At 55.0% G+C, this 17,819-nt stretch carries 23 protein-coding genes and 1 pseudogene; 5 read left to right on the top strand and 19 right to left on the bottom strand.

Translation table 11 applies throughout. The features are described from left to right. The 3 genes from AB8B29_RS06200 to AB8B29_RS06210 all read right to left on the bottom strand — a co-directional run bounded on the left by AB8B29_RS06200 (window position 1) and on the right by AB8B29_RS06210 (window position 1,420). Entirely contained in the window at window positions 1-306 is a 306-nt protein-coding gene (locus tag AB8B29_RS06200) for a hypothetical protein (protein WP_439006261.1), read from the bottom strand. Between the two features lie 339 nt (window positions 307-645). Further along, complete coding sequence (locus AB8B29_RS06205; protein ID WP_439006262.1) at window positions 646-1,212, bottom strand: hypothetical protein; 567 nt, start codon at window positions 1,210-1,212, stop codon at window positions 646-648. Then, window positions 1,205-1,420, bottom strand: a complete 216-nt coding sequence (locus AB8B29_RS06210) for a hypothetical protein (protein ID WP_439006263.1) — start codon at window positions 1,418-1,420, stop codon at window positions 1,205-1,207. The genes AB8B29_RS06205 and AB8B29_RS06210 overlap by 8 nt, the downstream gene beginning before the upstream one ends. A gap of 571 nt (window positions 1,421-1,991) precedes the next feature. Between AB8B29_RS06210 and AB8B29_RS06215 the strand changes: the two genes are divergently transcribed. Both AB8B29_RS06215 and AB8B29_RS06220 read left to right on the top strand, forming a co-directional pair. Next, on the top strand, window positions 1,992-2,114 hold the full coding sequence (locus tag AB8B29_RS06215) for a DUF1515 family protein (protein WP_439006264.1): 123 nt from the start codon (window positions 1,992-1,994) through the stop codon (window positions 2,112-2,114). 427 nt (window positions 2,115-2,541) lie between these two features. Further along, complete coding sequence (locus AB8B29_RS06220) at window positions 2,542-3,630, top strand: carboxypeptidase-like regulatory domain-containing protein (RefSeq protein ID WP_439006265.1); 1,089 nt, start codon at window positions 2,542-2,544, stop codon at window positions 3,628-3,630. Here AB8B29_RS06220 and AB8B29_RS06225 read toward each other — a convergent pair. From AB8B29_RS06225 to AB8B29_RS06255, 7 genes are all read right to left on the bottom strand, one after another. After that, window positions 3,627-4,040, bottom strand: a complete 414-nt coding sequence (locus tag AB8B29_RS06225; RefSeq protein WP_439006266.1) for a hypothetical protein — start codon at window positions 4,038-4,040, stop codon at window positions 3,627-3,629. The genes AB8B29_RS06220 and AB8B29_RS06225 overlap by 4 nt on opposite strands. Before the next feature lie 26 nt (window positions 4,041-4,066). Then, a complete protein-coding gene (locus tag AB8B29_RS06230; protein ID WP_439006267.1) occupies window positions 4,067-4,288 on the bottom strand; it encodes a hypothetical protein in 222 nt (73 codons plus the stop codon). A 517-nt stretch (window positions 4,289-4,805) separates the two neighbouring features. Beyond that, window positions 4,806-6,593, bottom strand: coding sequence for a hypothetical protein (locus AB8B29_RS06235; RefSeq protein WP_439006268.1), 1,788 nt, complete (start codon window positions 6,591-6,593; stop codon window positions 4,806-4,808). Next, on the bottom strand, window positions 6,586-8,286 hold the full coding sequence (locus AB8B29_RS06240) for a VPA1262 family N-terminal domain-containing protein (RefSeq protein WP_439006269.1): 1,701 nt from the start codon (window positions 8,284-8,286) through the stop codon (window positions 6,586-6,588). The genes AB8B29_RS06235 and AB8B29_RS06240 overlap by 8 nt, the downstream gene beginning before the upstream one ends. A gap of 457 nt (window positions 8,287-8,743) precedes the next feature. After that, window positions 8,744-9,052 carry a hypothetical protein gene (locus tag AB8B29_RS06245; protein WP_439006270.1) on the bottom strand — a complete coding sequence of 103 codons (309 nt, stop codon included), beginning with the start codon at window positions 9,050-9,052 and terminating at the stop codon, window positions 8,744-8,746. Between the two features lie 2 nt (window positions 9,053-9,054). Beyond that, entirely contained in the window at window positions 9,055-9,276 is a 222-nt protein-coding gene (locus tag AB8B29_RS06250) for a hypothetical protein (RefSeq protein ID WP_439006271.1), read from the bottom strand. 165 nt (window positions 9,277-9,441) lie between these two features. Then, window positions 9,442-9,954 (bottom strand): hypothetical protein, encoded by a 513-nt coding sequence (locus AB8B29_RS06255; RefSeq protein ID WP_439006272.1) that lies wholly within the window; start codon window positions 9,952-9,954, stop codon window positions 9,442-9,444. A gap of 165 nt (window positions 9,955-10,119) precedes the next feature. Between AB8B29_RS06255 and AB8B29_RS06260 the strand changes: the two genes are divergently transcribed. Continuing rightward, window positions 10,120-10,503, top strand: a complete 384-nt coding sequence (locus AB8B29_RS06260) for a hypothetical protein (RefSeq protein ID WP_439006273.1) — start codon at window positions 10,120-10,122, stop codon at window positions 10,501-10,503. Here AB8B29_RS06260 and AB8B29_RS06265 read toward each other — a convergent pair. The 5 genes from AB8B29_RS06265 to AB8B29_RS06285 form a co-directional block, all read right to left on the bottom strand. Next, a complete protein-coding gene (locus AB8B29_RS06265) occupies window positions 10,487-10,738 on the bottom strand; it encodes a DUF982 domain-containing protein (protein ID WP_439006275.1) in 252 nt (83 codons plus the stop codon). The two genes, AB8B29_RS06260 and AB8B29_RS06265, sit on opposite strands and share 17 nt — an antisense overlap. A 247-nt stretch (window positions 10,739-10,985) precedes the next feature. Continuing rightward, on the bottom strand, window positions 10,986-11,192 hold the full coding sequence (locus AB8B29_RS06270) for an ECs_2282 family putative zinc-binding protein (RefSeq protein ID WP_439006276.1): 207 nt from the start codon (window positions 11,190-11,192) through the stop codon (window positions 10,986-10,988). 118 nt (window positions 11,193-11,310) lie between these two features. After that, the gene (locus AB8B29_RS06275) at window positions 11,311-11,514 is read right to left on the bottom strand and encodes a hypothetical protein (RefSeq protein WP_439006277.1); all 204 of its coding nucleotides are present in this window, start codon (window positions 11,512-11,514) and stop codon (window positions 11,311-11,313) included. Further along, on the bottom strand, window positions 11,511-11,894 hold the full coding sequence (locus tag AB8B29_RS06280; protein ID WP_439006278.1) for a helix-turn-helix domain-containing protein: 384 nt from the start codon (window positions 11,892-11,894) through the stop codon (window positions 11,511-11,513). The genes AB8B29_RS06275 and AB8B29_RS06280 overlap by 4 nt, the downstream gene beginning before the upstream one ends. Before the next feature lie 352 nt (window positions 11,895-12,246). Further along, window positions 12,247-12,873 (bottom strand): hypothetical protein, encoded by a 627-nt coding sequence (locus tag AB8B29_RS06285; protein ID WP_439006279.1) that lies wholly within the window; start codon window positions 12,871-12,873, stop codon window positions 12,247-12,249. A gap of 226 nt (window positions 12,874-13,099) precedes the next feature. Between AB8B29_RS06285 and AB8B29_RS06290 the strand changes: the two genes are divergently transcribed. Continuing rightward, a complete protein-coding gene (locus AB8B29_RS06290; protein ID WP_439006281.1) occupies window positions 13,100-13,453 on the top strand; it encodes a hypothetical protein in 354 nt (117 codons plus the stop codon). A 178-nt stretch (window positions 13,454-13,631) separates the two neighbouring features. Here the strand turns inward: AB8B29_RS06290 and AB8B29_RS06295 are convergent, their stop codons facing one another. The 3 genes and pseudogenes from AB8B29_RS06295 to AB8B29_RS06305 all read right to left on the bottom strand — a co-directional run. Further along, the gene (locus AB8B29_RS06295) at window positions 13,632-14,747 is read right to left on the bottom strand and encodes a tyrosine-type recombinase/integrase (protein ID WP_439006282.1); all 1,116 of its coding nucleotides are present in this window, start codon (window positions 14,745-14,747) and stop codon (window positions 13,632-13,634) included. 135 nt (window positions 14,748-14,882) lie between these two features. Beyond that, a complete protein-coding gene (locus AB8B29_RS06300) occupies window positions 14,883-15,074 on the bottom strand; it encodes a hypothetical protein (RefSeq protein WP_439006283.1) in 192 nt (63 codons plus the stop codon). Window positions 15,075-15,207: 133 nt separating this feature from the next. Continuing rightward, window positions 15,208-15,438: pseudogene (locus tag AB8B29_RS06305) on the bottom strand (transcriptional regulator); the annotation flags it as partial. 83 nt (window positions 15,439-15,521) lie between these two features. Between AB8B29_RS06305 and AB8B29_RS06310 the strand changes: the two are divergent. Next, on the top strand, window positions 15,522-15,767 hold the full coding sequence (locus AB8B29_RS06310; protein WP_439006284.1) for a hypothetical protein: 246 nt from the start codon (window positions 15,522-15,524) through the stop codon (window positions 15,765-15,767). A 296-nt stretch (window positions 15,768-16,063) separates the two neighbouring features. On the opposite strand, the gene AB8B29_RS06315 is transcribed toward AB8B29_RS06310, so the two are convergent. Next, entirely contained in the window at window positions 16,064-17,587 is a 1,524-nt protein-coding gene (locus AB8B29_RS06315) for an alkaline phosphatase family protein (protein WP_439006286.1), read from the bottom strand. Window positions 17,588-17,819: the final 232 nt, after the last annotated feature.

Below are 17,819 nucleotides of genomic sequence, written 5' to 3' on the forward strand. Positions count from 1 at the left end.
TCATATCGAAAACGCCCCTTCGATAGCCAAAGCAGATGCCAGAATTCGGGATCGCCGCGCCTGAGCATCTGCTCTGGTGCGGGCTTGAAAAACCCGAGCCTGTGCCTGCTCGGCAAAGCAAAACACCTGAAAGCTCTCATCGCAACAACGTGCCAGATAACTGCGATAATCTGCAGCCACATCATCCGCCAACGCATTCAGCGGCCCCGCCTGGCGGAACGTGAAGTTCTCTGTTCGGACGACAACCTGATGCGGAAGATGGAGATTTGTCCATTTTCGGGTTTGGTCCCAGCGACGCTTAGGCATCGGAGGCTCCTAGAGTTTGATGTCTTTCCATATCGGCTTGCGAATAATCCTGATCTGAACAAGCCGGCGAACGTCCATGCCGACGAGTTCCTTAGATGGGGGGCTCAGTATCTCGGCGGTCAGGTAGTCCTTTCTGTTGCATTGCTCGCATCGAAACTGCTGTGCGATGCGCCGGATTGTGATGTTTCCGCACAGCTGCAGCAGATCTACCGGTTCATAAAAGCGCTTCACCCGACAGTGCGCGCAGTCGATTTTGACGTAGTAAGAGCCAGTCGCGTACGATGACAGCGTGGGCGCTGACAGGACGTCAGTTCGGCTTGCAGGCTTCTCGGGCATCTATTATGCGCTGGGCTCAACGCCATCCTCGTCATCGATCGGAATGGCGTCGACGAAGGTCTTGATCGTATCGTCCAGGCTCGCTCCGGCTTTCGTCCATATCGCGGCGCTCGTCATGCCCCTTAAACTGACTATGCCGCATGCTTCGCCGGTTTCATCGTCAACGGCGATTTCCAATGTGCCAACTGGGATGCTGTCAGGAGCGAGGTAAATGCCGACCGAGTGGAATTGAACCTCGGATCGGTCTGCTAAAGCAGCTATCAGCTGGAGCTCCGCCTGGTCTGCCGGCATGTCGTTAGGAGGGGACGAATAGTAGAATGGCTCGAAACGGGGATAGTCCAGCAAGGTATGGAGGATCTCCCGCATGCGGTCGAGCTGATCGCGCAAGGCCCGCGACTTCATCATCCCCCTATCCTTGAACCGTTCGTCATAACAGCGAATGTTCACGTGGCACACGAATTCACGAAGGGCCATGGCATCGATGCCACTGATGGTCATAACGTCTGCCTTCGGCTTCGGCTCGTCGCTGTACGGGTCAGCATCGTCTTCCAAATAGATCACGTCACCCATTGTGGTTCTCCTTCAGGTTCACTCCCTCGTAGGCGCCGATACCCTTGAGCACGTTTCTGGCGTTGCTGATCCGCTGCTGAAACGCGTCCGATTTGGCGATGGCGCCGTTTCTCTGCCGCTGGTCAAAGACATCTTCACCAAGGAAGGTAACGAGATCCCGGAAGATCTCCGCATCGAGGAGCGTGATTGTATAATCGGTCGTTTGCATGGCGCACGTCTCCGTTCCGCCAATCGACGGCGGTCCTCTTCGTCAAATTGTCGGTAAACCTAGACCGTGTCCGGTCTCGTTTGTTCTATAAATGTTCTCATTTTGAAGAGGAGTCAAGAGCGAGAAGCAGGCCGGCCAGCCGAGCGCATAGGCGCCGGGCTGATTGACTTCATCTTTGTAGTCGTCCTCCTAGTAGAAGAGCTAAGTTGTCCTATTTTTTGTCGCGGCAACCCAAGACGGCGATATCTGGACGTTGTCGTTTGTCTTCAGCACAATTACATTTCTGGAGCTGCTGCTCTTACTCTCAATGATTTTTACAAGCCGCAGACGCTCAGGGACCGGAAATGCCAAGAACTTTGACGATCGTCTTTCGGTGCATCTGGGCGTTCGCAATAACTGCGACCGCCATAGGCTTCGGTGCGATATACGGTTGGGAAAAGCATGGTCTGGTTGCGGCCATCGCGCTTGGGTTTGTTGGTCTCGTGGTCAGCTGGCCCTTCGCCTATTCACCCGCAGCGTTCTTTGAATTGTCGTGCCGATTGTTGGGCGAATTGCTAATGAGCCTAGTTTGATGATTCTCGGTGGTGATGCTGTTGTCGACAGGGTGAGCAAGGTAGAAAGCAGCTTTGTAACCGTGCAGGATGACGTCAAGGAGGTGAAGCCCGTCGTTGACGAGGTGCACGCCTGGAAGTAGCGCGGCATCGGCCGCCTGTTCATCGTTGGGGTAGGGGCATCCATCCTCACTTTCCTGATTACGCAGTATTCGACCAACATCATTGCGCGGCTTTGGCCATAATCAGTGCCATCCGAAATATTGGGCGATCTTCGCGCCGATCGAAACTACCGGAGTCGCGGGTAGCGCCCGCAAATATCAGTCCCCGATGCTCCTCGCACACGCCATATCCGCGCCTACGGCTAGGCATTTTCATCCCACCTTATGTCCGTAGGGCTTAGACTTTGGAGGTAGGTCAGGGTGAATTATGGCGATATTTACTTATCCGATATTAGCGGAAAGAGGTATTTACTGTTAGTTGTATGTCTGACAACCTGGAGTAATTTCACTCAGACTGAAACCCGCGACTTCTCTACGGGTTTCAGTTGCGTAGATTCACGGTGATAGCATGTCTCAGGTGATCTCGGTTGTTACAAATCCACTTGCACTGGCCGCCCTTGCGATTCTGGTCCTTGGAGTTGCCTTGCAAAGAGCTCATGTTCAGAACCATGTCAGCTTTCGGGTATTTTGGTTAATTCTAATACTCGCGGTTCTGGGGAACGTCGGCTATTTAATTTCCGCAATGTATACGAAGGACGCTGTTCTGAGAGGAACGGTTCGGGACGTTTCGGGGAACGCGATTTCCCAAGCGGTTATTGATTTGCAAGGAACTGGTCGTACCGCGTCATTTGACGATGGGAACTTCGAAATTTCGGTGCCTTATTCGAGAACGTCCAAAAAATACACGGTTACGATAAATGCATTTGGATTTCAAACATCTACAAAAATCATTGATGGCCCGCAGCCCGACTACCAATCTATAACGCTTCAACAACAAAAGCTTTCAATCGAAGACCTAATTGAACTTCATGACCAAGTAGGGATAACACAAAACATTGGTGATCCTGCAGTTTCGATCAATTTTCGTATCAAGAAGCAATTCCAAACAGACGTCAGATTAACGTTCTTTCAGATGGATCTATATACTTCACACGGAGAGAAAATTACTTTGAGTCCATCCTTTATGCAAATTAATAATCAACCCGCACCTAATTATCTTGGTGGCATTAATCTCCGGGATGCATTTGCGAATGCCGAAATCTCTCTTTTGTTCGAAAAATCTCAGTTCGCGCGAATCGCTATGCAGTCGCAGCTTACTCAGGCGAGCGGACCCTTTTGGTGGCAGACTGAATGTTCGCGCAAAGAGGGGCTTGACGACACCTCACTCAACGCGCTCAAGAGCTACTTCGGCTCTGCGTTTTGGTGGAAAGAAAATAGCTATAAGGGAATTATTTCATACCGGATAAATAATGACTCAGGCACCTATCGGCAAGATTTCTCTGTAAACCAGCTGGATTCTGGGAAGTTGGCAAATATTAGCGGAAAGCTTTGGAGATGCGGCGGGGTCGCGTTTGATATGAATCAGATTCCAAATTTGAGCTTCGTTGACAGTGATTCTGCGAACTTTATATTCACGTCCAGCACATCGACATTCTAGATGCGTGGATATCCAGATGCAAACGCGGGCAAGAGTGGACCATGGCAAACTTGGAGAATTTGAAATGTCGTTCTCTGCTGCCATATCCAGTTTGCGGATTGCCATGATCTCTGTCTCATAGACAAATTTCTCGGCGCTGCCACGCCTGCAGGTCCCATCCTCATCCAGGTCATGCACTGGCTAACAAGCATTCCTCTCCAATCATTCTTGTGGCGGATCATGCCGTTTCCGGTCATGCCGAAGTTGGCGATGCTGTCAATCGCCTCTTCAACTTGATCATTGAGTGCGATCGAACCCGCATTTCGGAGCATTAGAGCGGCCCGACGCAACAAGATCTGCAGATCGGCGCTGGACATATCGCCGATGCAATTGGCAGCGTCATCCAGCAGGCCGGCATAGTCTGTTTTCATTCCTCAGGCCACACACCAAAACCGTTTCAAACGCCCAATAGCGCATCGATTTGAGCAATCAGGGCAGCGTAGGTTTCAATGTGACGATGATATTCCGCCTTGATCTCTTCGTTAATCTCTGCCAGCGGGCCTTCGCCTTCGCCTTCCTGGCGAAAGTGGCGGGTATCTTTATCTTCTATCGATCGGAGCTTTTCTTCATGCTCCTCGATCTTTCGCTCATAGATCTTTCGAAGCTCACGCAAGTCCATGGCATCCTCCTCCAATCGTTCCGGCTAAGCCAGTCGCACTGAATTACTTTCGCGCTGAGGAGCGTCCGGCACAATACTCACTTGCGAAGATAGATTTTCCGACCGTCATCGGTAAGGCAATAGTGGCCGCCGCGCGGTCCAACGCAGAACAAGCCTGCCTGGCAAGAGCATTCTGCGGAGGTCGTCGGCTCCATTTCCGCAGGCGTCGATCCGAGAAGGGATGATGCTCCGCCCATATAGGCCTCGCATGATTTCTTGCTGGCGCTGACAGACCCGTCATTGCAAATGAAGGTCGATCCCTGGCAGTGATCAATGCCGCCCTTGTGGCCGCTGCACGGAGTATTGGTAGCCAGGCAGGAAACTGGCGCGAAGATTAGGTATAGTCCGACGGTTACCGCCCAGGCTCGCATCGTTCGGAAGAAGGCGCGGGGATATGCGAAAATAAACGGCGCGGGGGTCAATGAAAGAACTGCGCCAGCATAGGCGATATCGTGGTTACCTAAGGGCCGGAGTATTGTCACAAGCGCCTCGCGAAATCCGCAAGATCGGCTCGGACTACCTCGTCGAGCACTGTATCCCAGCTCGGCTGCGTCTCGCTCAAAGCTGTCTCAAGCGCTTGACGCAGCAACGGCGCGCCCACCAAGCGCCCTACAGCCAGTGTAACGGCATCCGAAGCCGCTTCGCGCGCCATCTGCCAGAGACGGGCATGCTCGATGGTGGGATCGAGTTGATCGGCCATGAACTGAGCGAGATCGCCGATTGGAACGACTCCACAGTCTGCAAGGGCTGCCCCAAGCTGCACCGTCACCCGCGTGATCGGCGGCATGGCGCCGTTGAAAAGGCTCGCATTGGGATCAATCTGTTGAGTCTCAAATACGGCGTCGGCAACCGCTTGCCAAAGGCGCGCCGGGTCGACATTCGAATTCGCCGAGCTATTAAGCCCAACAAGTCCCCACGCGAGAGCTGGATAGGCGGGATTGTCGAGGTTTCGTTGGGTTGGGTAGCTCAACGATTCGCGAACTTCGTAAGTGTCGCGCCACAGCGTCGTAAACCACAGCGTCAGATCTTTGAGTTTGGAAAGCGGGCGGGAGACGATGGTCGCTTCCGGCGAATGGGTCACAATACCAGAAGGGCGGCCAGTTGCGGTAACCAAGCCTTGTCGAACAGAGCTCGCAAGCACCTCGGCAGCCGCGACAGGGTTGTCGTGAGCATCCAAGATCGACACCTCTGCCAAGACGCGATCGACCGCCCACAGCGGTTCCTCCGAGCGGACCCAATCGAATGCGGCACCGTCGTCAAGGGGCGTGATTTGACTTGAAAGGAGGTCGAGAAGGAAATCTCGCAACGCCCTTTGCGCGGCAACGTCCGCTTCCGCGCGACCCGCTCGACGCGGAGTGTCTTGCCAAATAATCTGCTGTATCCAGGCTCTACCGATCCAATTCCCATCGTTGCGGGAAAGGACCGCATCTACGATGCGGCCAAGTCCCACCTCGGCTGCCCTCTTGTCATGTGCCGCCGTCGACTGAAGATATGCTTCAACTGCATCCAGCAAGACGAAAACGACGACAGGTCCGTTCGGTATGCCGTCGTCCGTGTAGACCGCAGGCGACGTACGGATGAGGGATGCCGCCAGATCCGGGTCAGGTGGCCACAACGGGTCTCCGAACCTATGCTGAAACGGTCCGGGGAAGCTTGCGAGTGTCGCCATGTATTCACGAGGCCAGAGAGTCGCCGCAACCCGATGAGCCCATCTATCTCCGAGCGGCATTCCATCGCGCCGTGGCCAAAGATCTCGGGTCGTCAACGGGAACTCGACCGTTGCCTCTGCATAACGCCTAATGCGCTCGTTGAACGGCGAATCCCAAAGCTGTTGCAATCTCTCCCGAAGACGTGCGAGCAGGAGCTCCCCAGAAGCGCCAGCAAGACGGCGGCAAACTTCGGCCGCGAGCTCAGTGTCGTCGATGCCGCCCATCTCACGAAGTTGCGCGACTGCTCGGAACAGACCGGGCGCATCAAGGGCAACCGCAACCTCGACTGCGGCATTAGCCATTAACCACGCCAGTCGCTGATCCGGGGGACTCGACTGCCCGGGATCCTCGGCGGAAACGATGAGATCGCGCCACTCGAACAGACCCGCCGCCGCGAGATGTTCAGCCAAGGTGTCTGAGGTGCCAGAGGCTTCGACCATCTGCAGCGCCGGCGCGAAATGTCCGTCGAACTGCTCGGAACTACCTATCCAGGCTAAAGTAACGGTCAAGGCTGTCAGGCCTTGGGGCGGAAGCGGGAGGCCCAAGCCGTTAGTCATCATTGGCCTCCGAGTCTTGCGGTATGCGTGGTCTCTCGAGCCACTTCGCAAAGCGCTTCAACTGATAAGCCGCTTCCTGCCTCAAGGACCAGGTCGGGAGGGGCCGATTGGCCCAATAGGTCTCAAAAGGCTCGCCTTCGGCGAAGGCCTCGGCCAAAACCTGATTTGTCTCGGCTGGTTGGGCCACTAAGGTCATCAAGCTGATTTCGCCCTTTCCCACGCTGTTGAATGAGTGGCCGGAATGCCAGACCATGTCATCGATCTGCAGAAAGCGATCGTGCAGACGGCGGAGCTTCGAAACCCGGATGTCGATTTCTCCGAATTCCTGCGCAGGGTCGCGCAGGGCAGCAATCTTCTCTATCATCAGATTGCCGAATTGCTCCCCGCTCGTGTCAACGTGCCGCTGGCGGCGCGGCCGAGGGTTGATCAGGCCGCGGATGGCGACGCCTTGGTGCTCGGTTGCTGTCGCAAACTCCTGAAGGTCGTCTGCGTCGAGATAGGGGTCGACGAACAGAACCTGAGCACGCGCCTGAGTGATGAGCCCCCTGATCCATGCGACTGTCTCTTCACGGTCATGCTCAAACAGACGAACCCCACGCCGGACTTGGGGAGCCTCTGCTGGCCTTAGAGCTCCTTGGCGTTCGGACCGCGCCAGCTGCAGCTTCTCGAGTTGACGCAACGGCGTCGGTGTCGGCGCTGCGAACTGCGGTGGAGGCGGACGCACAACAACGGTTCGGGACGAAGCCGCGGGGTTACGCCGGGGCGGGGCGACCTGCCGCGCGTGCAACTCCGAACTTGAAATGGAACTAACGCTAATCTTCCGCACAAACATGGCCGGCGGTTCACGGTCTAGATTGCCGCGGACAGAACATACCAGCTCCTGACGAACGGCGTCGACCTGCGACCGTGCCAGCGCACGGAAGCGCCCCAGAGCATCGGGTGCGCCATCGGCACGCCAGGCAGGCGCACCCGCCCGTACCTCCTCCAATGTCATTGTCAGGGAAGAAAGGTCTGCGCCGCGGCGGGGCTTCCCCCCGATTTCCAATACTTCGGTCTCTGCCGTTCGGTCGACGATTCGCGTCCGAAGGGACCGCAGGAGAGGATTGGGAGCGATGAGGACAGCAGACCCCAACCAATCGTCATAGGCCAGCAAATCAAAATGGGCGTGTTGGCGGAGCCACTCCCGAGCGCGGATGAAGGCATCGATCTCGACCGATCCATCACGCAGCGCCCGAATGGGTTCAGGGAGATCCTCCATCGGAATCAGTCGGTGCAGGCGGGGGCGTCCGTGCCACGCCGGCGAGAATGGTGGCGGATCCGCGAGAATCGCGAAGCCTCGATAGTCAGGTTCAGCCCCAAGCGCTGTTGCGGCGATAGGGAAAGTTTTGCCGGGTACTGTCGCTTGGCCAGTCGTCAGCGTCTCGTACCAGACGAGCGCATCGGTCCACGGGAGCGCGGTCCGACTAACGCACAAGCGATCTCCGCCGAAACTCTTCGACCAGCCCCCGTTAGGTGGCAACGGAGGAACGGGCATTTCGGTCGGCAGCAACTCTACGGAGGCGAAGAGAAGATGGCTGACCTTCTCGTGGACAAGCGTGATGAGGCGAACAATCCCAAAGGCATAGTCGCCGGGGACGAGATTCGGCCATTCAGTCAGCGTGGGTTCCAGCGCGATAGCAGTCGTGGGGTCCATAGCCGTGTACTTTACGATCACAGTTCCGTAGGCTAAGTAGAGCGAACGCCCCCGTGAGTCCGACCAGGAAACGCCGGCCGCGGCGAGCGTCACGTCCAGTCGGAGCGACGGCGAGATCGCCCACCAGTCCCTCGCAAATTAGGATAGTCTGCTCAAGCTGTTGAGGGTGTTTGAAACGCCGCATGCCGGATAAACTCGACAATTAATGACGTCGATGCCCGTAATGGTAAGGGTAGTGATAGGTGCCCCCGGGATGTTTGGCATAACAGCTCGCGCGTTTGCAATGGCCGGTGGCGAATCCATTATATGGTCGGCGATCATATCTCGCCTCCGCAGTCGTCGCAAAGACCATCATCACTAGGGCCATAATCGTGACCGTGCGCTTCATATTTCCTCCTTCGCATATTCAGTATACGGCATACGCCGGAAAATCGTACATCCTCACATACGATTTAGATTACAGCGATTTGCCGCGCTCGTCATATTTCGGTGAAACGCGGTTGCGCAGCGAACTTAGATCGCCACGCCAGCCGTTGTAGGGCGACGGCATCCTCTGCCGGATGTGCATGGTGAACGTAGATAGACTAGACTTTAGGCAGCGCAGGGTGTCCATCGTTGCGGGCTCATATGGCCATGTCCGTTCAATGTATGCTTCGAGCACGTGAAAATAGTCCCATGCGGCTTCCGCCTGCTCTATCGTCTTCGAGTTGCTGAAGGCGGAATGCACGTTGTCAATGAGCGCGAAAACTTCGTCAGGATAACCCATGCCTACCTCCGCCACGTCTGTCCGAGTTCCTGATCGAACCACGACTCGGCGGCATCATCGGCGCCGCCTGTTGATCGGAAGTCGAGATAGTGGCCATATCCGTTGGATCGCATCCAGCTTTTAAACGAGCCAAAGCTTGGGTGTTCTTTTTCCGCTTCCGGCAGCGATCGAAACCATGTCGTGCTCAAAGATCGGATGGCCTTCTCTGCTTCTGATTTTTTCATAGACACCTCCTGAAAATCATCGGCGTAAGTCCTGGGTATCTCGCAGCCCTTCTAAGCCGCGCGTTGCAGTCTTACGCGCGGCACACGGTCGCCAACATGGAAAAGCGCAGCAAGTCCAGCCGCTCGAAGCACGGCGCCGATACTAACGATGGATGGGCTTACCGATTAGGACGGGCTACCTTGCTTTGCGATACATGAAACAATCGCAGAACCTGACGACGTGGAGCCTCTCGCAGTTAGAAGGTGAGGCTTGTCTGCGATGCCGTCATCAATCGCGATTTGTCTTTTCGCTGCGGCGAATGCCTCAACGAATTGCTTTGCCTGGTCGCCTTCCAAATTGACTTCGGCGGCGGCTAGATTGTTGCCAACAGAGCCAGTTTCGCCTTCGGCAGTGAACAGAAGCTTCCCGTCGAATGCAAATTTCAATGTCGGCTTGTAGTTTTCCAGGCGCTGATCGTAGTCAAATCCAGGAATTGCACGGACCCTCAGGCCCTTCTTTGCGCTATCACATAGCACGAGAACGCCCGAGCGAAGCGTGGTCATAAAGTTCACTGAAACGCTCTCGCCACCAGAGAACGGGTCGGATTCCTTGTCCACAGACCAGCTCTGGAAACCAGCCTGTCCAGGCAGGGTTGTTACAAAAAATACAGCTGCTGCCAGCGAAACACGACGAAACATCTCGGCCCCCTTTCGATGCCCGCATATATTGCGCCAATGGATTTAAATAAATCAACTATGAAGGGAGGAGAGTTTTCGTAGTGGCACGTCATTTGAACTCTGAAAATTGTCGAAACAGTCGTCGAGTGCGTTGTCTATGACGTCGACGACCTGCGCGCCGAGCTCATGGAAATCGACGAAAACCTGCAGCGCGCAGAATTGTCCCCGGCACAGGAAGCGGCGCACATTCATCGTAGAAAACAGATCTGGGATGAGATTAATGGCAAAACCCGCCAAAATTTGGAGGGTTTAGGCGGTAGAGGAAATAAGGAGTTCGCCTCTGAGGTCGCCGCCGTAACCGGCGAGGCTGCCAGCGGAGTACGCCAAAAAATCGCCCGCGGTCGCGAGCTAGGCGCCGATATCAACTGCATAGCCAATACCTCCCTCGATAAAGGCGTCGAGATGGACGCTCTTATCAAACTACCAGCAGATGAGCGCGCGGAACTGATTGCTCGTGCGGAGGCCGACGCAGAACCAGAGACGCGGTGCGACCTCAATCTTCCTTCATAGGTATCTGAGCTTCTTTGACGGCATCGACGAACGCTCGGCGAGCATCCTCTGGGGTTCGCTTGCCGCTGATCACGCCGGCGCAGACGGACAATGCACGATCCAGCGCAGGGGCTTCCTCAAGTGGCCAGTCCTCGATCATAGCCCAGGAGGCTGCTTGGGTCGTGTCGATAACCACCCACTCGTCGGGGCTATCGAGAGCGATCGTGACCGCCTTGCTCCATTTTCTGTGCGTCACGGGAGATCCTCGAACTTGTGGCCGCTTTCCGCTCGTCAAATAAGCGGATTTCGTGTGCCTTGTGACTTCATTTCATACAGACCCCAATAGTCACAACCCGTCCCGAGATGTTTGAATGATAATATAAAGGGGTTATTTGCCGGGCATTTCTCGAAAAACAAAATGTCCTGCGGTCGGTCAGGACAGCCTTTGGCTCGCAATAAATGGGTCGGTTCTTTGTGAAGAGGCGGCTACCTCACCGGTTTGGCTACAATTCCTGCTTCTTGAACGCGTCGCCAACCAGCTGTCTCGCCAATGCGATAGCGTGATTTTTGATATCGTCATCGGCGATTGGACGCTCGCAACCAACGCAGACCGCACCGGTGAAGTCTTGGTAGGATCTGATTTCCTGTGCAGTCCTGAACTGCTCACCGCCGCATGACGGGCATTTGAACGGTATGACTTCCTCGCTCATGCATTTGCCTCCACGCGGATGAATATCCGCGATTTTGGATAACTTGCACTTTGGCATTGCGCCACCAGTTTACTTGTAGCAGGGTAACTTTACCGCGATGAAGGGGAGTAGCAGGTAACTACTCCCCTTCCGGCGGGTATAGCGCCAACAGCCAGGAGCGACATTCAAGCGTTGTCAGCGCGTCGTTTCCTTGGCTGTTTGGACAATATGCCGAATATCGGTTCGAAAAGCGCGGATGAGCGACGTCTGAGCTCAGTTCATCCACAAAGAAATCAATTGCCGCGTTTTGTTCTTCTTCCGTTCCTTTGGCGGCTTTGATCATTCAGTCTTTCGACTTGCGCCGAATTGCCTATTGGCCTTCGCCTCGGCCAGTACAGCGGCCCGTTGGGCTGAAAAATCGCCATTGCTTGTGGTTGCCCGTTCGATTGGCAGCTGAAGCTTCGTTTGCCGCGCGGTAGACGGCCCGCTCGAGATGAAATCTCGTTTGGAGTGGCGCTTTAGGAAGTTCTCTATTTCTTCAGGAGCGATCGCCACATGATTTCGTTCTGTGCCCCGGCCAACTTTGACGTAGGCAAGTTCGCCATGACGGACTAGATGGCGGATCGTTGAAACGGAAGTTGCCAGGAGCTCGGCAACTTCGTCGATCGTGAGTAGCCGGCGAATAGGTTGTTGTCGAGCTCCGGCCATGAAGGCAAGCTGCACGTCCTCAACGCGCCAACCCAGATCTGGATTCAGTGGCTCAGTGAAGCGGGCATAATATTGCGCAGACTTTTGAGTCCAGGATTCGTCGCCAAGCTACGCAGGAACGGTGAAGCGTAAGCGGTGTTTTGCCCCCAACATTGCCCGTTTTCGCCTGATCTGTGATTGACGTTCCATGGATGAAGAACGGGAGTTTCTCCATGGAGACTACTTTGGAGTTTCTCACAACCAGGAAGCCTGGACGTGAGGTTCATCGTCAATGGCCATAAACAGAGCCGGATCGATGAGCTTCTGCCGTGGAATCACCCGGCAGAGTAATGCGTACCCAAAGGCTTCTGTTGGCCCGAAGGAGACATCACATGAACTCGTCGCGCCTGTAAAAGTTGCCATAGATATGGCGTAGACCCGGAATGGATAAGGCCAACTCGGCTGGATCGCTTTCGCTGAAGATCAGGGCAACAAAATGGTTTTCGGTCACTCCCGCGACCCCCGTCGTAATGTCGCGTTCTTCCAGGACGACAAATTTTTGACCGGCCAGTGAGATACTATTTGCCGCTGCCGTTTCGAAACTCGATTTATTCAAAACAACGTACCATACCCAAGGATCGGATAGAGAGGTGGCGAGGAGTATCGCAGAGCAAGCTGGAACACCGAGGACGGCAATAACGCTACTGGCTGCTCTTCGAAAATAGCGGCGATATAAAGCGATGAACGCGCTGGCAAGCCAGACGAGTAGTGTCACTACGACTCCGAGCAAAATAAGCGGCCCTGCGAGATCGAGAAACCCTCTAAGCCCATCGGCAAAACCAAGTGGCCAAAAATCAAAGGCGCGAAGATAGGTAGTAATCATTGTACCGAGCAAAACGGCAATAACGATCCGTCGAATATTCCAGGCGTCCACCGGCTTAACTAACTCATTCATTTCGTGCTCTTGTCGCCAAACGTCATTCACTGAATTCGGCACCTCCTTCGCGACCAGCATTGCATGAGCGCCTCTGGTCTCATAGCGGTAGTGACATATACTGGCGCGAATATGCACCGAATAGAATTTCCGATCTTAATACATAGTTGCCGTTTCGGTCAGGGCTGATGCCCCCGACATCGCTTAAAAGCATTTTGGTCAAGGTGTGAGCGGGGCACCGCTTACGGTGAAGCGCCCATTTTGGGAAAAATTGGGAGGTAACAATGCGGCTAGAAAGGAGCTGGGGATGAAAAAGGCTACGGGTGATCGGCTTTTCAAGGTATTTTCTATATACGTAAAATTCGGATTTGCAATTATAGCGCTAGGCATTATTGGTGATTTGTATTGGACACATGTAGAGGGTGGAAAAGAAATATCAGGACTATCTAATGTAATTCTGATATTATGCTATTTTTATATTGCTGGAATCGTCCTATTAACTCCGGCTATATTACCTTTCTTTTTCTCATATAGTTATAAAGCCTACGCTATAAAAGAAAAGCACCCTCAGCAGTTTGAAAAGTTTATGATGACGCCTTTGTCGAGATATCTTATCATAGATGAGATTGTTGATTTTGAGCGAAATGAAAACTCGGATTAAAGACCTTGAGGGATCACCAATCGGATCTCGGCTACGGCACCGTGTAAGGGCATATGCGGATGCCGGCAGGCGCGACGAGGCCGCCGGCACGGGTGCTGAGAGCTTTTCGGTGTCTCATCAATGAGGTGCATCAGGTTGATGACTCGCGAATGAAAGCAATTGTGATGGGAACGACCAGTCACTTCGATCGCCCCCATTTCACATGCTGCCGACTATGGGAAAGCGGATCGTCCCACCATGGCAGCGCGCACCACATGTCTGGCACGGGCAACCTGTTGATCGCTTCGATAAGCGGCGCCTGCGGCACGCTGGTATAATGGCGGCTCATATCGTCTGCGGCGTGGCCAAGGATCTGGTCTTTGATGTGCGGATGCACGCCGGCGACAACAAGCTCTGTCGAGCAGGAATGACGGCCGGTATAGGGAGATACATCGGTTAAATCGACACCTTTCTTGGCGAGACGCTTTCGCGCGCCAAGAATGCCATTGCTAAGTTGGCCGCCGCCTTCCGGAGAAATTGTGTAGGGCTTTCCTCTAAAGGTCCGAAACACCTTCTGGATGCGATCTTTCCGGGCCAGGAGGGCCTCCAATAGCGGGACGAGAAACTCATGCATAGGAACGCCACGGGGCTCACCCACTTTGCTATTGCGAACGATGATCCATCGGCCAACAACATCGATATCTTTCATTTCTAAAGTGAATAGCTCGATCGGCCGCATGCCTGTGTAGAATAAAGCGGTCATTACCATTGCTGGAGCGGGCGACATGGCGGCCACGAACCTTGCGGCCCGATCATAGGGAACAGGCCGCGTGCCGCTTCGAGTCTCTCTTCGGTGACGTGTCGTACCTTTCGGCCTGCGCGGCCGTGACCATTGCCGAACATCAGCCCAATCGTTCCTCACCGCGTGGTTCCATACAGCGATAAACGGGGTGTAACATTGGCGATTTCGCGTTTCCGGCGAGGCGTTTGGGAAAAGCTTCAATGCAGCTGCATCGAGATCGTTCTGGCGAAGTTTTCGAAGAGGCTTCGTGCCGAAGTGTTTGCGGAGTGCCGGCAAGAACCTCGGGGATCCGCCGCCCTGCAGATAGGATTCCGCGGCTTGATCAAACGTCGCGTTGACCTTCCTGCCAAATATGCTCTCATCGAGCACTTCTTTGCTTCGAATGGTCAGGATGATTTCGGCCGTTTCCCGGTCGGCGATTCCGGTGCTTTCGTAAACCGAAATGCCCCGTATCGATCCGCGGAGCCACCAGTTAGGAGAGTCTTTTCTTCTGATGAGTTTGAGCGCCACCATACACCTGCAAAAAGAATACACGACCCTCAGCACGAATGCCGAAAGTGAGAATGTCCCTTTGGTGGTGATAGGGCGGGAAGCCCTCGTGCGGATTGGTCGGCCGCATTCAAAAACTAATGGGCCAGAGCAGAGCGGTCAAGCGTCTTGGCGGACCTCTACACTGGGGCTGATCAACTTTATCGGCTCACCGGGGCATCTCGTTGAATGCATCTCGATTAGGTTGATGTCGACCCGGAGGCCAGCCGCAACTGCCTCGCGTACGGCATCGTTAAAAATACGCATCGCCTCGGCGATGGTCTGTGCTGCCTCGGCTTGTTCTTCAGTCATTTTGCACTTCTTTGCGTTCCTAGCCACCCGCGCCGGGCGGCGCATCGTTCTCCAAATTCTCGCGATACTGCACGACCTCGCTTTCGTCGACATCTATTGTCGTAACGTTGGGCTTACGCAGAGAGACGCCTGGACCCGTAGCAACACTGCCGGCCTCAAGAAATGTCACGCCGGCTGACTCAAGAGCGGCGCGGACTGCGGCAACATTATTTCGCATGCCGGCAGCCTGGCCTTCGCTTGCTTCCATGCGACGGAGAGTGGGAGCAGAGACATTTGCCAGTTCTGCCAATTCCACCTGTCCAAGGCCGACAAGCGCGCGTCCTGCGGCTACCTGGCGCCCAGTAATTTGATTAATTTCGCTCATAGTGACTAAAATCGCTTGACGCGCCTTCTGCTGATGATATTAATTATCACCGTGATCGATTTTAATCAACGAGGAACGGCACCGTGGAAAAGCATACGTATACCGAAAGAAGCCTTTTGCCGCGCGGTCTGATCGGCAGACGACGCCGCGTCTACATCGCCGACTGGATTTTTAAATTAGATAGTTTTGTAGAATATTGCGGCGAGCGCGCCGTCGTCATTGACCGCCACCGGACGATTATGGGCGTTGAAATTTACACCATCATTTCCTTAGCCGCGGCACCATCGCGGCGATACGTTTTAGGCCGATCTCTCAAGCACGTTCATTGAATCAAAGTCCCCGCGGGGAAGCCGTGTCGCGTGAACCGACGCGACGGCTGGAGGCCGTTGTCACGGCGACGGTGGCCGATCCCTTTTAGGCGCCTTGCCGGGCGCTGGCCCGCCACGTGTCGCCGCATGTCCGCGCCTGACCGCCAATCACCACCGCCACCACAAGCGTGCCCGTCGGCCTCACCAGCCGGCGGGTTTTCTTTGGCCATGTGACAAGGTCTACAGAAGGCCCCCGGTCGCCCATTGAAGGCACCATCTCTCCACATTGCGGGGAGAAGAAACGCCGCTGCAAGGTATCAGAACGGCGTGCCGGGCAGTGCCTGCGTCGCTTCTTTCTGAACTGCCTGCAATTCCTTCGGGTCGTAACCAAGTGCCTGCAGAATCGTCGGCGCCACTTGTGTCGTCTGCACCAGCGCCGTGATCGCGCGTGGCTGGATGGACGGGTTGCTCAGAAGCAGCGCTACGCTGCGATCATTGGCATTGTTTCCACCGTGTTCCGCGATTTTCTTGCCGCCCGTATAAACGACGCCAGGGTTCACGGTAACGATGAAATCAGGCGCGCGCGTATCGCTGGCCGGATCTTGGTACGCGAGCGCCACCTGATTGCTGGTCAGCAATTGGCCGATGCCGAGTGCCTTGCCTTGATCCTTCAGATACTGGGTCGCTGCGGTGAGCGCTTTTGCACGCTCTTCCGGCTTCAGCCAGATCAACGATGCATCGTCAGCGATGTGGAACGCATAGCCCGGCGTTTTCGTGTAGGGATCTTCATCGGTCGGCTGGAACTTCGATGGATCGATCGGCGACTGGCCGTGTTTTGACGCAATAACAACGAGCGTCGTGTCTTCGAGCTTATTGTCGTGTAAGGCGCTGACCAGTTCGCCCAAAGCGTGATCGACATAATCGAGTTGCACACCCAGCCCGTTGTTCGGCGTGCCGTCGGCGTCCGCATAACCGCCGATCAGACCGGCCTCATCGCCAGGCCCAGCTTTCGGCAATTTCTGCCCAACGCTTACAGATTGCAGATTCAACCCGAACAACGCCGGCACTGGCTGCTTGGTCGCACCGGTGCTGTCGAGTCCTTTGATTTCATTGATTACTGCTTTTACGTGCGCTGCGTCAAATTCTCGCTCAGCCTTGAAGCTTCCGGTGGTTTTCACCTTGGTGCCCGGAATGAGAGAATCCTGCTCCAACGCATAGAAGTCATCGACACCCGTCCCGGACGGACCGTTGAGCCATTCATAGGCGGGATGCTTGTCGCTCCACGCGGTACGCCCGCCATGCTGACGCACGATCTCGAATACGTTGTTCACTCGCACGAAGTCATGCGGAAAAACAGGCTTGCATTCGCCATTCACAAGCGCGCGCGGCAGCTTGGTGGGGTCGATCTGCGTCATCGGCTTACCAGGCGTGCCGCCAGCATCAAGGCGGGTATCGTCGATATCGATGGACTCGGCGAAATTGACCTCAGTACCGGGGTTGCCTTGGCATTTCGAATCTGCAGCAAAATAGCTGCGATCGAAGGAGTCATCGTAGTAGACACCCGTCACGGCGGGGGTGCCACCGGTCACTTGCGCGACGAGACCCGGAAATGAATCGGACGGATTGGTGGTAACGGCGTTCGGATAAAACACGCCTGTCTTCTGAAGTGAAGCCATTGTGCTCTTCGGATGGGTCGCAACATAGTTCGCCAAGTCCACCGCGTGCAGACCATCCACCGAGATCAACAGTACATGTTCATAGGGATTGGCATTTGCCGGAGTTACAGCAGCTGCGCAGGTCAGCGACGTGCCAACTAAAAGAATAGCCATAAATTTATTCATTCACGCCTCCATAATCGAAACAAGCCCCCGAAATGACGCTAGGGCCGAGGCATGACAGAGTGATGAACTGAGGCGCGAGCATCCCTGATGTTGGTTTGCTCCGCGCGAGGTCATCGTCGACAATGTAGCGCATCACTCCCGTCTACATCGTATTCCTGCTGGCCAGGCGCTTGGCGCCGATCTCAAGCGGCTGTGTGGCTGCTATGTCGACACGGGCGACATGCCCCCTGCC

It is taken from the genome of Rhizobium sp. 11_C7_N12_5, from assembly GCF_051811145.1.
Lineage (GTDB): Bacteria > Pseudomonadota > Alphaproteobacteria > Rhizobiales > Rhizobiaceae > Rhizobium > Rhizobium lusitanum.